We start from the raw sequence: 16,188 nt of genomic DNA, 5'->3' as shown, positions 1-16,188 counted from the left end.
GAGCCATGAGTAAAATTGGATGGAAAGAAAATAGGAGTGTCTATACATTTCTGAGACCAGAGGAAAGAACCAAGAATAAAACTCGGTGGAAAGAAAATGTAGTAGCATATACGTTTTTGGGACCGGCGTTGTTACTTTTATCGATGTTCCTTGTTATTCCGTCTATTATGTCAGTCTATTATTCGTTTACGGATTACTATTTATTGACACCAGATATGCGTAAATTTGTCGGATTGGACAATTTCATCAATCTATTCCAAGACCCAATTTTTCTGAAAAGCTTGGTGAACACACTGGAATTTGTCGTTTGGGTGATTCCGTTACAGATAGGGGCAGCTCTTGGGCTTGCCCTCCTGTTAAATAAACAACGTAAAGCAAACACGTTTTTTAAAGTAGCTTACTTTAGTCCAGTTGTCATGTCACTTGTCGTTATCTCTGTTCTATGGTTGTATTTGTTGAATCCAAATGAAGGGATTATTAATAACGTACTCACATACTTCGGCATTTCAGCGCAACCGTTTTTGACAAGTCCCAAGCAGGCGATATTTACAATTGTCGTGGTTTCAGCTTGGCAAGGAGCTGGCTTTCAGATGCTGATTTTTCTAGCAGGACTGCAGAATATCCCCGGTGATGTTTATGAGGCGGCACAGTTAGACGGAATAAATAAATGGCAACGTTTCATGTACATTACGTTACCTTTGTTGAAACCAACTTCAATTTTTATATTTATTACCACATTAATTGGCGCATTCAAGCTGTTGGTTCAACCAATGGTTATGACGCAAGGCGGACCAGTGAATTCCACCATGACGGTTGTCTATTATATTTATCAAACTGGTTTTACGGACCGTATGGTTGGTTATGCCAGTTCAATTGCTCTCTTGTTTGGGACGATTATCGGATTGGTTACGATTACGCAGCGTAAACTGGTGAAGGAGGATGAAGATTGATGAGACGGAAATTCGGGCCTCTAACAATTTTAGAATACATATGCCTGGTTTTGCTCGCGGTGCTATTTATTTTTCCGCTGTTTTGGATGGTCGCATCCTCGATGAAACCAGAAGCGGAAATTTATAACGATATGAGTAACATTAAGGCTTTTCTGCCATCATTTCATCCATCAGACTGGTTTGTATCCTATAAGCAAGTTCTGTTACGGTTCCATTTACTAGGTTATATAGGCAACAGTTTGTTTTATGGTTTGTGTGTAGCAGTTGGTTCCATAATTATCAATGGGATGGCGGGCTATGCATTTGCTAAACTTAATTTTAGTGGAAAAAAAGTGCTGTTTGGACTTTTATTGGCTATTTTGATCGTGCCATTTGAAACCATCTTAATCTCTCAATTTACCATTATTCATAGCATTGGATTAGTGGATACACGTCTTGCGGTTATTTTGCCAGCGTTGGCAGGGGCATTCAATATCTATTTGTTCCGGAACTTTTTTATGGCTATTCCAAAAGAGATTATTGAATCGGCTAAATTGGATGGGGCAAATACATGGCAAGTGTTCTGGCGGATCATGCTGCCGATGTCCAAACCGGCCGTTGCCACTGTTGGGACATTGGCTTTTATCGGAAGTTGGAATGACTACATCTGGCCTCTGATGGTCTTGACAGACAAGTCGAAATTTCCGATCCAAGTAGCGATTACAGCAATTAATAGTACAGATCCGGTTTATACTAACCAAGTCATGGCTGTTCTGACGATATCCACCGTTCCATTGATTATTATCTATATTGTGGCTCAACGTTATATTTTAGAGGGGATTGGTGGTTCAGGTACAGGCATTAAATAGAGAGTGTATCATCATTAACAACCATGTATGGACTTAAATTCACATTTCTGATTCTTCTTTTTCATATCGTTAACTAGTGATTCATTTCTTTTCACATGTCTAGTAAAAGGAGCAATTAAATTGGAAGTTTCAAAAATTCTGTATTGGAAGTTAAGTGCGTATTTTTTCTTTTTCTTTTTTACTTGGTCTTCAAGTTACTCTTTATTTTCCATTTGGTTAGGACAAGAAATAAATTTAAGTGGGGCAGCTACAGGTATTATCTTTTCTGTAAACGCTATCTTCGCCTTATGTATGCAGCCACTATATGGTTATATATCTGACAAAATAGGTTTAAAGAAAAAAATATTATCTTTCATTAGTTTGCTACTCGTATTTGTAGGACCATTTTATATTTTCATCTATGGACCATTATTAAAACACAATGTCTTTTGGGGCGCGATTGTTGGAGGAATCTATTTAGCCGTAGCTTTTCTAGCTGGTATTGGAGCGATTGAATCATATATTGAGAAGATTAGCCGTAAATATGATTTCGAATATGGAAAATCGAGAATGTGGGGATCTCTAGGGTGGGCGGCAGCTACATTTTTTGCAGGACAGCTGTTTAATATTAATCCAAATATCAATTTCTGGGTTGCATCTGTTTCAGCGATCATATTAGTGGCCATTATTATGTCTGTGAAAATAGAAATGACGGATCAAGAGATGAATAGAGCCGATTCTATTAAATTAAGAGACGTTGGACAACTTTTTTTATTAAAAGATTTCTGGTTTTTCATGATGTACATTATTGGGGTGACATGCGTCTGCAGTGTTTATGATCAGCAATTCCCTCTTTATTACGCCTCATTATTTCCGACTGAATCGTTAGGCAATCAAGTATTCGGATATCTAAACTCGTTCCAAGTATTTTTAGAGGCCGGAATGATGTTTCTTGCTCCGTTTATCGTAAATAAGTTTGGTGTAAAGAATAGTTTAATTCTAGCAGGATTTTTAATGGCCTTCCGAATCATCGGTTCTGGTATTGTTGTTGGACCAATCGGAATTTCTTCGATGAAATTAATTCATGCCCTTGAATTGCCTATTATGCTAATTGCTATTTTTAAATATTTAGCAGCGAATTTCGATACCCGTCTATCTTCTGTGCTTTATCTAGTTGGTTTCCAATTTGCATCTCAGGTTGGTGCATCCATTCTTTCACCACTTGCAGGTGGATTATATGACAGTGTAGGATTTCGTAATACCTATCTCATCATGGGAATCATGGTGTTTTGTTTTACCATTATTTCAATCTTTACTTTAAAAGGTTCTAAAAAAAGAAAAGGCTTAAATGGCAATCTGGAAAGGTTACGAAAGATAATATAGGAGGATGTTACGATGTTAACAATAAATAGAATTAAACAGGCTGAAGAGGCACTGAAGAATGCCAAGAAAAAAATAAATGATCGTTATCGATTAGGTTACCATATCATGGCTCCAGCTAACTGGATGAATGACCCGAACGGTTTCGTGCAGTATAAAGGGGAATATCATGCATTTTATCAATGCCATCCATATGATGCAAATTGGGGACCTATGCATTGGGGCCATGTAAAAAGTAAAGATCTCGTTCATTGGGAGCATTTTCCTGTTGCTTTAGCTCCCGGGGATGCTTGTGATACAGATGGATGTTTCTCAGGAAGTGCCGTTGATAATGATGGTGAACTAACCCTGATCTATACAGGACATCACTATACAGACAAGGAAAAAGACCACTTCTATCAAAATCAAAATATTGCGGTCAGTACGGACGGAATATCATTTGAGAAGGTTGGGGAAAATCCGGTTATTGCTAAACCACCAGTAGATAGTGCACATCACTTCCGTGATCCAAAGGTGTGGAGGCACAATGATACCTGGTACATGGTTTTAGGAAATTCGACGAAGGATAATGTCGGAAGAGTTATTTTATACCGTTCTTCAGATCTACTGAATTGGGAATACATTGGCGTTCTTGCACAAAGTGATGGATCCCTTGGATATATGTGGGAATGCCCGGACTTCTTTGAATTAGATGGAAAATATATTTTAATGATCTCTCCTCAAGGTATTAAATCAAATGGAGATTTATATAATAATCTATTCCAAACAGGTTATTTGGTTGGAGATTATAATTACGAAACAAACGAGTTTGTTCATGGATCATTTACTGAACTGGATAATGGACATGATTTTTATGCAGTTCAAACACTGTTAGATGATAAGGGGCGTCGAATTGCGATTGGTTGGATGGATATGTGGGAGTCAAACATGCCAACTAAAGCAGATGGATGGTGTGGAGCCTTAACATTACCACGCGAAATAACGTTAGGGGATCATAATAAGATTTTAATGAATCCTGTTGAGGAATTAATCTTATTACGGGATTCTGAACACATTGAGTGTACAAATCAATCCATTTCAAAAGGCTATTTGATAGAAACGAAAGAGGATTTACTTGAAGTGAAAGCAGTGTTTGATTTAATTAATTGTAGCGCTCAATCTGTAGGTCTAAAGATTCGTGGAGTTAACCAAGAAGAAACAGTATTAACGTATCACTTAGATAAACAACAACTAACACTTGATTGCTCCAAGTCAGGAAAAGTGGAAGATGGTGTTAGAAGCACAATGCTTGAGACAAATAAAGAGCTTTCCCTGCGTGTATTTATTGATCGATCTTCCATTGAAATCTTTGCGAACGATGGACAAACGACCATGACAAGTCGAATCTATCCGAATGAAGATAGACTAGGAATTGAGTTATTTGCTGAGAAGGGTGATGTACAAGTCAAGGAATTAACCTATTGGAACCTGCAAGATATCTGGAAATAAAATAACAAGGAACAAGTGTCTACACACTTGTTCCTTGTTTAGGGGTGAAAACATTGAAAAAGGTTTTTTGTATTGGTGAGACATTAATCGATTTTATTCCGATTCAAAAAGAAAAATCTTTAAAAGAGGTTACTGGTTTTGAACGTGTTGCCGGTGGAGCTCCTATGAACGTTGCGATTGCAATTGCAAAATACGGTGGGAATTCCGTCATGCTGACCAAGATAGCTAATGATAATTTTGGTGATTATTTAGAGGGCGTGCTTCGAGGAAATGATGTAGACACTTCCTATATTATACGAAGTGATGAAGGTGAAACTGGATTAGCATTTGTATCTGTAGATAATTTCGGAGAAAGAAGTTTTAATTTTTACCGAAAGAATGCAGCTGATTTATTACTTTCACCAGATGAGGTGAAGTCAGAGTGGTTTAATCAAGGAGATCTTCTTCACTTTTGCTCAGTGGATTTAGTTGAAAGTCCAATGAAACAAACCCATATAAAAGTGATAGACAGATTTAATAAAATAGGTGGAATTGTAAGTTTTGACCCTAATGTCAGGCTTCCTTTATGGCCAGATGAAGAAAGCTGTCGGAGTACCATACTAAACTTCTTGCCTCTAGCGGATATTGTAAAAGTATCTGATGAAGAATTATATTTTATAACAAATTTTCATACGGAAAAAGAAGCGATTGAATCCCTTTTTGTCGGTAACGTGAAAGTAGTCGTATATACAAAAGGAAGCGATGGCGCAAATATTTATTTGAAAAATGGAGAGGTATATGAAGACAAAGGATTTAAAGTAATTGTTTCGGATACAACAGGGGCAGGTGATGCATTTATCGGAGGTTTCTTATCCGAACTAGTGTCACTTGAAGTAACTAATGAAAATCTATGTGAAAGAGTGAGTGAAAATCATCAACGATTACTTACTTTTGCAAATGCAAGTGGAGCCCTGACTGCTTCCGTAAAAGGGGCTATTCAGGAAGCACCCGGAAAACGCCATGTATTAAATTTTATTTCTACTCAACGGGAAACAACAAAGAGGGGGTAGAAAGAAATTTTGTAAAAAGTTTTAAAATCCCTTACTGTGTTCATTATTTATAAGGACAAGGTTTGGTTCGTCCCAGTATGATTATTGGAACTTTATGGAAGTTTTGGAAAATCGAGTGGACCTAAAAAAGTAGCTATCTGTGAGCATTATGAGATTGATGCATTAGCAGGTGTGGCCTCGTTTGTAGCGATCATTAACCCGCATTCCATCATTTTTTGTAACGATGAAGTTGATAAAGGAATATTAGACAAAATTGCTATAGGTAGCTCAAAATATCTCCCGTCAGAACATCTTCAATGAGTGGATTGTTTATATGGATTACCAAGTCTTGGACCTGATCTCATGATGAATGGAACAAGCAAGTAAAATAAATTGGAAAGTGCAATTGAGTACCAAATAATTAAAGGCGAGGTTTGAATATGACAACATTCCTTTTAGTCATCATTTATTTGGCTTTTATTAGCTTAGGTTTACCTGATTCATTGTTGGGGGTAGCGTGGCCTGTGATGCAATCGGACTATGGAGCCCCGCTTGAGACTGCTGGATTACTTTTTATGACGATAGCTGGTGGTACAATTATTTCCAGTTTAGCTAGCGGAATGGTACTTAAACGGTTTGGAACTGGCAATGTCACATTAGTCAGTTGCTTACTGACTGCTGGTGCTTTGTTGGGATTTCATTTTGCTCCATCGCTTGTGTGGTTAATTGTATGTGCCATACCACTTGGATTAGGTGCAGGATCTGTTGATGCAGGATTAAACGATTATGTTGCTACACAGTATAAGGCACACCATATGAGTTGGTTACATTGTTTTTGGGGAGTCGGAGCTACTTTTGGTCCTATCATTATGGCTCAGTTTATCTCAGAACAAAATTCTTGGAGAAATGGATATCTTGCAATCTCTGGAATTCAGTTCACGTTAACTGTAATCCTTCTCTTCACTTTGCCCTTATGGAATAGAGTGAAAAAGAAAAGCAATATAACAATAAATGAAGAGCAGGAAGATTCAAAAGGTGTATTTTATAATGAAGATGCTAAACATGTAAAACCTTTACAAATTAAAGGAGTTAAACTGGCTCTGATCTCCTTCTTGTTTTATTGTGGGGTTGAATCAACAGTGGGTCTTTGGGGAAGTAGCTTTCTGGTAAATGTCAAGGAGTTACCCGTATCGGTTGCTGCACAATGGGTTTCCTTATATTACGCAGGGATAACAATGGGTAGATTTATTACAGGCTTCATTACCTTTAAAATGAGTAACCGTACACTCATTCGGATGGGACAAATAATAGCATTAGCTGGTGCCACGCTTCTATTCCTACCATTGCCTTCCACTTTTTCGCTTGTAGGTTTTATTATGGTTGGACTGGGATTAGCACCGATATTTCCGTGTATGTTGCATGAAACTCCAACACGTTTTGGGAAGAAGCATTCCCAGACAATTATGGGTTATCAAATGGCTGTTGCTTATACAGGTAGTACTTTCATACCACCTCTTCAAGGCTTCATTGCATCTCATTCAACAATAGGAATCTTTCCATTGTGTATTGCTGTTTTTGTTGCAGCAATGCTCCTAAGTTCAGAAAAATTAAATACCTTACTGGCAAAGAATGATTTATTAACGAGGAAAGATAAAAGCTCAAAAGCATTTTAAGCATCCTCGAAATCAATCACCTTACATCGATTACCACCGAAGTAGTAGAAGCTGCACGAAATAGCTTAGTGCTTGGACGTATATAATAAAGAAACCCAGCTATTCTACTCAGGTGAAGATAGCTAGGTTTTTAAAGAGGATAATGGACTTGATTTAGGTTTATTAATGGAATTATTATTCACTAACACGATATCGGCCTTTTTTGCAGTTGATTTTTAATCTCATGTGCTGTTTTCTTGGGATTTATAAATATGGATTTGTCTTTTATCTCATATTACCGTTGGATTATCTTTAGCTCTACCTTTATTTTTGTTTTTTTGACATTCCTATAATAATAGAAAGATGGAGTATGAATTAGAAACTAAACATGTTACAGCTAAGATAAGTAAAAAGTTTATTCAAGTATTTGGTGCGATTCTGTATTGCGTTGGCTGATGATTGAAGCAGTCTTTAAGGCAGCATTTTTTATGCAACTATCGGGGCAGTTGAAAAAAAGACGCGATTTTGCTGGTGGTTACCCCTAACCCACATGAGGTCGGTGGCTCTTTACATTCTGCCGCCGTACGAGCATATCGCCAGGCTCGCCGGCTCACTACCCTATTTTTAGTCCGCCCATTCAACATCGGTCGTGAACACAATTGTTAACCATCGATCAGTACTTTCCTCGCCGATGGCATTACCGATTTCATCACGGATTGCGTCCCACTCTTCAAGGCATTTAGCCGGCCACCCGCCAGGCACAATAAAGTATAGTTCAATTTGTTTTCCCCGGCCAACCTTTGCGACGTAAGCTCGGTAAGAAACGAAGCCGTAGCGCTTCACAAAGTCCTGTGCGACCTCGTCCACATGCTGCTTGAGTGATTGAGGGGTGATCAGCAGGACATCCGCCAAGGCCCGCTTTACCGTTGAAATCGGCAGCGGAATAATTACCAAACAGATCAGTACAAGTACTGCCGGATCAATATAGGGTGTAAGCCATTCCAAATTCGTTCCTTCAAAAGCGTATCCGATGCAAAACGCGATCAAGAGCGCAGCGGTTATGCCACCGGTCATCATCCAGGCCTTAGCGTCAAGGGCAACAAAATCCGAGCTAAGTGTCTTGTTTAAGCGTGTTTCGAAAATCGCCATGGAACAGCATGCGATCATCGTCACAACGGCATAGACGATGGCGAACCCGAACTCGAGATTGCGGCCGCCCGTCATAAGACTACCAATTGCATTAATCAATGCATAAACGGCCGCCCCCATGAGCATGACACCGTTGAGACCAAGGACGATTGGCTCCAAGTGCCAAAATCCCATTGTGAAGCGTTCACTCAATTTACCATTCTGCCTATTCGGTGCAGTGGACGAGGTAATCAACTTTGAGACAATGAGCGCCAAGACGCTCATGATTGCATCGGTCAGAGAATAGAACCCATCAAAGGTGATAGAGAACGAACCTGATAGCAGGCCGAAAATGATCCCAAAGCAAGCAACGAAGATGGTAACGCCAATGGAGACTCGAAGTATTCTTTGTTCGGTATTCAATTTTTTTCCCCCTAGGATTGCAGCCAGAATAGCCGTAGTAGCGTTTCCTCTACTGGACGCCTACTTAAAGTGAAAACATCACCATTATCTGCTCTTTAATATAATCTCCCAACCTTTCAAGTATCATTTTTGTCTTAAGGTGCAGAGTTTATACACCCTAAAACTTTCGTGTTCTTGACTGGTTTTTGGTTTATAAAAATCGATTAGTCTAATTTCCCTCGAACAGAGATAACTTAAAACTACTTTAAATATGATAAACGATGTGCAACCATTGATTTAACAGTGATTGCCAATTTGTCATACACAAATTATTACATAAGTGGACATAGAGTGGAAGAGTTGGTTGACTAAAAGGTACATGGTATGCAAAAAGTTCCTTGGAGCATTGAATTAGCTGAGCCTATGAAACTAAAAGACGAATTAATAAAAGGAGTTAAGGTATCATGAATGGAGTTTGATTTAACTCAAACTCCATTTAAGGATCGTCAAGATTGCAATCTTGAAGTTGGCATGAAATTAAAATACATTTAACTAAAACTAAGTAGGCGCGTGTGTCCTTAATTCTTTAGTAAAAAGCTTCATATTTAACTGTTCAAATTAGCGGTGCTCTACATTAATAACAGAGGTTGCATATGCAGCCTTTTTTTTCATATGGCAATAACGGGGCAGGTTCGAACAAGAGATTGAATCATTGTGAATAATTATGTGGGAGTGGATGCAAAGAGTATATTCTGAGTATCAGGTTACATTTACCTGGGCAATATTGACGATAATGCTGAAGCGATCGGTGTATTCTGCATTGTTATGAATGCTAAATTGGATTAATGCTGTGGTACAAGAGAGATTTTTCTTTTTATTTGCTATCGTTATCGGTTGGAAGGTTATGTTAATTTTTCTATTCTCCTATTTACAACGTACCTTTTAATCGGAATAAGAGGTGACAGGCATGGGGCCATCAGAAAGTAGAATGACCATATAGATAATTAATGGCGTTGTTCTGTATAATGCTGGCGGTACATCATGTAGGATATTTACCTGAGGTCACCCTTAAATAAAAATAGAAATACTTTGTGTAAGTTTTTGAGAGGATAAAATAGAATGTACACCACCTGGTTAAGGAAAAGTGGTGTTTTTTTTGTAATAGGGGGTTAATCTCTGTCTTGTTTAGTTGCGTTCTTTCAACGTTCGCTAAAGTCAAATACTTCTAAAACCTTCGACTTTGATTATATTGGCGAAAATCCGGTTGAATTCAAAAAGCTTGCATTATTTATTATTATTATTATAAAATACTTGTATACAAGTGTACTTGAACTCTATAAGAAGGTGAATTTATGGCTGAATCAAAGGAATTTCTTTATCCTGTAAAATGGCTTTCAAAAGCTTCAGCTGGCGATCGCGTTACATCCGAGCTTAGAATGCGTATTATTTCGGGGATGATTGAAAGCGGTGCCATCCTTTCTGAAAATAAATTAGCTGCTGATTTCGGTGTAAGCCGCTCACCCGTTCGTGAAGCGTTAAAAATACTGGCCTCTGAAAATATCATCCGATTAGAAAGAATGGGTGCGGTTGTCATTGGTTTAACAGAAAAAAAGTATGCAGAAATTTATGATGTACGTATTCTCATTGAAACGTTTGTATTTGAACGTCTAGTGAGGATGAACACGAATGAATTAGTAATGGAACTTAGTAAAATATTGGAAATGATGAAAGTGTCCATAAAATACCTGGATGCGGATGAGTTTTCCTATCAGGATGTTCTATTCCACGAAACGATCATTCGCTCCATCGATCATTCCTACATCCTGATGATCTGGGATAATTTAAAACCTGTAATGGAAAGTTTGATTCTTCTATCCATGCGCAGCCGTTTTAAAGAAAAGTATGAAGACTTTACACGGATCATAAATAATCATCAGCTTTATATTGATGCGATCAAAACAAAAGATCGAGACATCATGATTAAGTCGTTACATGAAAACTTTGATGATGTTCAAGGAAAAGTTGAAGACTTATGGATGGCTCAACAGATGCTTTCAAAAGGAGTCGAACAAGAAAATGACTAGCTATATGTTAGGAGTAGACATCGGTACAACAAGTACAAAAGCTGTATTATTCACGAAAAAAGGCGATGTCATCCAGCAAGAGAATATTGGCTATCCTCTTTACACACCGGATATGACAACGGCGGAACAAGACCCTGAGGAGATTTTCCAGGCTGTTCTGAAAGCCTTTTCAAATATAACGAAGCAGCATCCAGATAAAAAACCATCATTTATTTCATTTAGCAGTGCGATGCATAGTGTTATAGCTATGGATGAAAACGACCAGCCGCTAACCGCTTGCATCACCTGGGCAGATAATCGAAGTGAAGCTTGGGCCCATAAAATAAAGGATGAAATAGATGGGCATGAAGTTTACAAGCGAACCGGAACACCGATTCACCCGATGTCACCATTATCCAAGATTACCTGGATCGTGAATGATCACCCGGAGATCGCAACCAATGTTAAAAAGTATATCGGGATTAAAGAATATATCTTTAAAAAGTTCTTTGATCAATACGTTGTCGATTATTCCCTTGCTTCATCCATGGGCATGTTGAATCTCAAAAACTTGGATTGGGATGAGGAAGCCCTAAGAATTGCTGGAGTAACGCGTGATCAATTATCTGAACTCGTACCAACAACAAAGACCTTTAACAACTGTGACGCGGATTTAGCCAAACAGATCGGGATTGACCCAAAAACGCCATTTGTCATTGGGGCAAGTGATGGTGTCCTTTCAAATCTAGGTGTAAACGCTATCCGGAAAGGTGAAATCGCTGTCACGATCGGGACAAGCGGTGCGATTCGGACAATTATTGACGAACCGAAAACAGACGAAAAAGGAAGAATCTTTTGCTATGCCTTAACGGAAAAGCATTGGGTGATTGGCGGGCCGGTAAACAATGGGGGGATGGTCCTTCGCTGGATTCGCGATGAATTTGCTTCTTCCGAGGTGGAAACAGCTAAAAGACTCGGAATCGATGCTTATGAAGTCTTGACCAAGATTGCCGAACGGGTAAGACCGGGCGCTGATGGATTGTTATTCCATCCATATCTTGCAGGTGAACGTGCACCATTATGGAATCCGGACGTAAGGGGATCATTTTTCGGATTAACGCTGTCGCATAAGAAAGAACATATGATTCGAGCGGCTCTAGAGGGAGTCATTTACAATTTATACACCGTATTTTTGGCCTTAACCGAATGCATGGACGGTCCCGTGACCCGAATTCAAGCTACGGGAGGATTCGCAAGGTCGGCTGTTTGGCGGCAAATGATGTCCGATATCTTCGAATCGGAAGTCGTGGTTCCAGAAAGCTACGAAAGTTCGTGCCTGGGTGCTTGTATATTAGGGTTATATGCAACTGGGGAAATTGATTCCTTCGAAGTGGTTTCTGAAATGATAGGCAATACCCACAAGCACACACCGAAAGCTGATTCTGTAAATGAATACAGGCAGCTGCTGCCGATTTTCATTAACCTATCAAGGGTATTGGAAAACGAATATACACAGATTGCGAATTATCAAAGAAACTTAATAAATGCTGCAAAGTAAAGACATGGGGGGATTACAATGCCATTAGTCATTGTCGCTTTAGGAATTGTCGCTTTATTAATTTTAATAATGGGCTTAAAATTAAACACCTTTATTTCCTTGATCATTGTATCGTTTGGAGTGGCTTTAGCACTTGGGATGCCGCTTGACGGAATTGTTAAAACCATTGAAGCTGGATTAGGCGGAACACTCGGCCACTTAGCGTTAATCTTTGGACTTGGGGCGATGTTAGGTAAGTTGATCGCAGATTCGGGCGGAGCGCAGCGCATTGCCATGACCCTTGTTAAGAAATTCGGTGAAAAGAATATTCAATGGGCAGTCGTGGCAGCATCATTCATTATCGGTATCGCATTATTTTTTGAAGTGGGATTAGTATTATTGATTCCAATCGTATTTGCGATTTCAAGAGAATTAAAAGTTTCGATATTGTATCTTGGCATTCCAATGGTGGCGGCATTATCCGTAACACACGGTTTCTTACCGCCGCACCCAGGACCAACCGTCATCGCTGGTGAATATGGCGCAGACATTGGTCAGGTTTTACTTTACGGCTTCATCATTGCGGTTCCAACCGTTATTTTAGCTGGACCGATATTTACGAAGATAGCGAAAAGATTAGTACCTGAATCATTTACGAAAACAGGCAGCATTGCCTCATTAGGGGAACAAAAATCTTTTAAACTTGAAGAAACACCTGGATTTGGAATCAGTGTATTTACTGCATTACTTCCGGTTATATTAATGTCAATTGCTACAATCATCACTTTGATGCAAAAAACGATGGGATTTGAAGATAATGGTTTACTGGCCGCTATCCGTTTTATTGGTGAAGCCGGTACTTCCATGTTGCTTTCCTTATTATTTGCGGTCTATTCAATGGGAGTGGCAAGAAAGATTCCAATGAAGGATATTATGGAATCTTGTACATCAGCGATCCTGAATATCGGAATGATGCTCTTGATCATTGGGGGCGGCGGAGCCTTCAAACAAGTATTGATCGATGGCGGTGTAGGTGACTATGTAGCTGAATTATTCAAAGGAACATCATTATCACCAATCCTGCTTGCCTGGATCATCGCGGCAATCCTGCGTATTTCATTGGGATCTGCTACAGTTGCTGCCTTGACGACAGCTGGTTTGGTTATTCCGATGTTAGGTCAGACGGACGTTAACCTTGCTCTGGTCGTACTTGCTACAGGAGCGGGAAGTTTAATCGCTTCACACGTTAACGATGCTGGTTTCTGGATGTTTAAAGAGTATTTTGGCTTAAGCATGAAAGAAACATTCGCAACATGGACTTTGCTTGAGACGATCATATCAGTGGCTGGATTAGGATTCATTCTATTACTAAGCTTATTTGTATAGGCTTTCCCGGCAGTAAATCCCCGACTTATGGCAGGGATTTACTGCCTATTATTCTTACATAAGAAGGAGCAGAAATAATGTTCAATACAATTGGTGTCATTGGTTTAGGGGTAATGGGCAGTAATATCGCGTTAAATATGGCTAATAAAGGAGAAAAAGTAGCTGTCTATAATTACACAAGAGATTTAACGGATCAGCTTGTTGCTGAATTGGACGGTCAGTCAATCCATCCGTATTACGAAATCCAAGATTTCGTTCAGTCACTGGAAACGCCAAGAAAGATTTTTCTGATGGTGACTGCGGGTAAAGCGATCGACTCGGTGATCACTTCATTACTTCCTCATCTTGAATCGGGCGATATTATCATGGACGGCGGTAACTCCCATTACGAAGATACTGAACGCAGATATGATGAATTGAAATCTAAAGGATTCAGTTATGTAGGAATTGGTATTTCCGGCGGGGAAGTCGGTGCGTTAAAAGGACCTTCAATCATGCCAGGAGGAGATAAGGACGCCTATGAAAAAGTAGCTCCAATCCTGACAAAAATCGCAGCTAAAGTAAATGATGCTCCTTGCTGTACCTATATCGGTCCAAAAGGGGCAGGTCATTTTGTGAAAATGGTACATAACGGGATTGAGTATGCAGATATGCAATTAATCGCCGAAGCATATACATTTTTAAGAGAAAAATTGCATTTAGAGGTTAATGAAATTGCTGACATCTTTGAAACATGGAATCAAGGCGAACTGAAAAGTTATTTAATCGAAATCACGGCCGAAATCTTAAGGAAAAAAGATGAAGTAACAGGCTTACCATTGATTGATGTGATTCTCGATAAAGCAGGACAAAAAGGCACAGGAAAATGGACCAGCATGCAAGCGATTGATAACGGAATACCAGCATCGATCATTACAGAGTCTTTGTTTGCGCGCTACATTTCCGCTCTAAAAGAAGAACGGGTTCATGCGGAAAACATTCTAACAGGGCCTGAGAACGTTCAGCAAAAATTAGATAAAAATGAGTGGATTGACTATATTAGGCAAGCATTATATATGGGAAAGGTTTGTGCATACGCGCAAGGTTTCACTCAATATAAAATGAGTTCTGAACTTAACGGCTGGGATTTGCCTTTGAAGGATATTGCGCTTATTTTCCGCGGCGGCTGCATCATTCGGGCAGAATTTTTAAACGTCATTAGCGAAGCCTATCAAGAGCAGCCAAATCTGGCCAATTTATTGATTTCACCATATTTCGCTGAAAAGGTTGCAAAGTATCAGGTGGGATTGCGAAAGGTAGTCTGTGAGGGAATAAATTCCGGCATCTCGTTTCCATGTTTAGGCTCTTCACTTACTTATTACGATAGTTATCGAACAGGCATCTCAAATGCTAACCTTTTGCAAGCACAACGTGATTATTTTGGTGCGCATACCTATGAACGACGTGATTTAGCAGGGGTTTTCCACACGAACTGGCAGTGATGGAAAGTGACAAAAGAAATAGTCATTGTAATACCGTTCATGAAGTTGAAACAGGTATTTTACTTCAAAAAAGAGTTGCTTTGGCAGCTCTTTTTTTGTATGTAACAAAAGGTGCAGCTAGTGGATAAAGGAATTTTAGTGAGGGAAAAAAGATTGATTCCGTTATTTCGAACCAGGGGTGAACTTCAAAAATAGGAAAAGGTTGATGGGCAACAAATAATATTTTTGGGGGAGGTTTAATACTCAGGTTAAGTGGTATATAAATGATATCGGTTTATAGCATTTAATTCCCTCTATACCTTAATTTTACAGTCGGGGTTCGCAAACGTTTCTTGAATAATGTCGGCAAGTGGCACATATTCTTCTTTTGGATATTACCAAATTATTTCCGCGTGGAAAAGGAGTGATATATCATGAGGCAAATGTGTATTTACTGTTTTAAATGGGCTGACATAGATACGATGACACCAATTTTTGAACAAGGTAGAGAGTTCGTCAATTATTATTGTGAAGATTGTGTTAATGCTGTTATGGATAATTTGTTTAAGCTCCCATACAAACATGCATGCGAACCATCAAGAATCCACTAGCATCAAGATGTGCGATTTAATAGTTAAGCGAGTGTGCTGGAACAGCATAACGAAAGGCCATCTCAAACGAGAAGGGCTTTTTTTGTTTGGATTTGTATTTAAAGTTGAATGGGGAGAAATATGTAATCATTTCAAGTTGATCTCGTTGAATAGAATGATGTTTCGAAAGCATCCTCATCACCTCAAGTTTTAATAGATCTATTTTAAAACAAAAAAGACTGTAGGCAAAAGGAGTTCTATCCAAATTTTTAAACATAGTTGATTGGAGCGGGTGTG

General features: G+C 39.0%; 11 protein-coding genes. 10 read left to right on the top strand and 1 reads right to left on the bottom strand.

Features of this window, described 5'->3' with window-relative positions; translation table 11 throughout:
• The first annotated feature begins 5 nt into the window (after positions 1–5).
• From AC3WLU_RS24885 to AC3WLU_RS24860, 6 genes are all read left to right on the top strand, one after another.
• Positions 6–950 carry a carbohydrate ABC transporter permease gene (locus tag AC3WLU_RS24885; protein WP_034306219.1) on the top strand — a complete coding sequence of 315 codons (945 nt, stop codon included), beginning with the start codon at positions 6–8 and terminating at the stop codon, positions 948–950.
• Positions 950–1,798, top strand: coding sequence for a carbohydrate ABC transporter permease (locus AC3WLU_RS24880; protein WP_034306216.1), 849 nt, complete (start codon positions 950–952; stop codon positions 1,796–1,798). Before AC3WLU_RS24885 ends, AC3WLU_RS24880 begins: the two co-directional genes overlap by 1 nt.
• A 120-nt stretch (positions 1,799–1,918) precedes the next feature.
• Entirely contained in the window at positions 1,919–3,160 is a 1,242-nt protein-coding gene (locus AC3WLU_RS24875) for an MFS transporter (protein WP_492598100.1), read from the top strand.
• A gap of 21 nt (positions 3,161–3,181) precedes the next feature.
• Complete coding sequence (locus AC3WLU_RS24870) at positions 3,182–4,645, top strand: glycoside hydrolase family 32 protein (protein WP_492598108.1); 1,464 nt, start codon at positions 3,182–3,184, stop codon at positions 4,643–4,645.
• 53 nt (positions 4,646–4,698) lie between these two features.
• The gene (locus tag AC3WLU_RS24865) at positions 4,699–5,694 is read left to right on the top strand and encodes a carbohydrate kinase family protein (RefSeq protein WP_427526922.1); all 996 of its coding nucleotides are present in this window, start codon (positions 4,699–4,701) and stop codon (positions 5,692–5,694) included.
• A 419-nt stretch (positions 5,695–6,113) separates the two neighbouring features.
• Positions 6,114–7,346 (top strand): MFS transporter, encoded by a 1,233-nt coding sequence (locus tag AC3WLU_RS24860; protein WP_492598099.1) that lies wholly within the window; start codon positions 6,114–6,116, stop codon positions 7,344–7,346.
• Positions 7,347–7,949: 603 nt separating this feature from the next.
• On the opposite strand, the gene AC3WLU_RS24855 is transcribed toward AC3WLU_RS24860, so the two are convergent.
• The gene (locus AC3WLU_RS24855) at positions 7,950–8,876 is read right to left on the bottom strand and encodes a cation diffusion facilitator family transporter (RefSeq protein WP_063574428.1); all 927 of its coding nucleotides are present in this window, start codon (positions 8,874–8,876) and stop codon (positions 7,950–7,952) included.
• A 1,331-nt stretch (positions 8,877–10,207) separates the two neighbouring features.
• Here AC3WLU_RS24855 and AC3WLU_RS24850 point away from each other — a divergent pair.
• From AC3WLU_RS24850 to gnd, 4 genes are all read left to right on the top strand, one after another.
• Positions 10,208–10,939 carry a GntR family transcriptional regulator gene (locus tag AC3WLU_RS24850; protein ID WP_048687535.1) on the top strand — a complete coding sequence of 244 codons (732 nt, stop codon included), beginning with the start codon at positions 10,208–10,210 and terminating at the stop codon, positions 10,937–10,939.
• A complete protein-coding gene (gene gntK, locus AC3WLU_RS24845; RefSeq protein WP_492598098.1) occupies positions 10,932–12,476 on the top strand; it encodes a gluconokinase in 1,545 nt (514 codons plus the stop codon). Before AC3WLU_RS24850 ends, gntK begins: the two co-directional genes overlap by 8 nt.
• Before the next feature lie 18 nt (positions 12,477–12,494).
• The gene (locus AC3WLU_RS24840) at positions 12,495–13,841 is read left to right on the top strand and encodes a GntP family permease (protein ID WP_057276083.1); all 1,347 of its coding nucleotides are present in this window, start codon (positions 12,495–12,497) and stop codon (positions 13,839–13,841) included.
• Between the two features lie 77 nt (positions 13,842–13,918).
• Entirely contained in the window at positions 13,919–15,322 is a 1,404-nt protein-coding gene (gnd, locus tag AC3WLU_RS24835) for a decarboxylating NADP(+)-dependent phosphogluconate dehydrogenase (protein WP_239860029.1), read from the top strand.
• Positions 15,323–16,188 lie beyond the last annotated feature (866 nt).

This window comes from Peribacillus sp. FW305-BF15, assembly GCF_058783805.1.
Note: the sequence above shows the minus strand (reverse complement) of the source record. Positions and strands in the feature narration are given on the sequence as shown.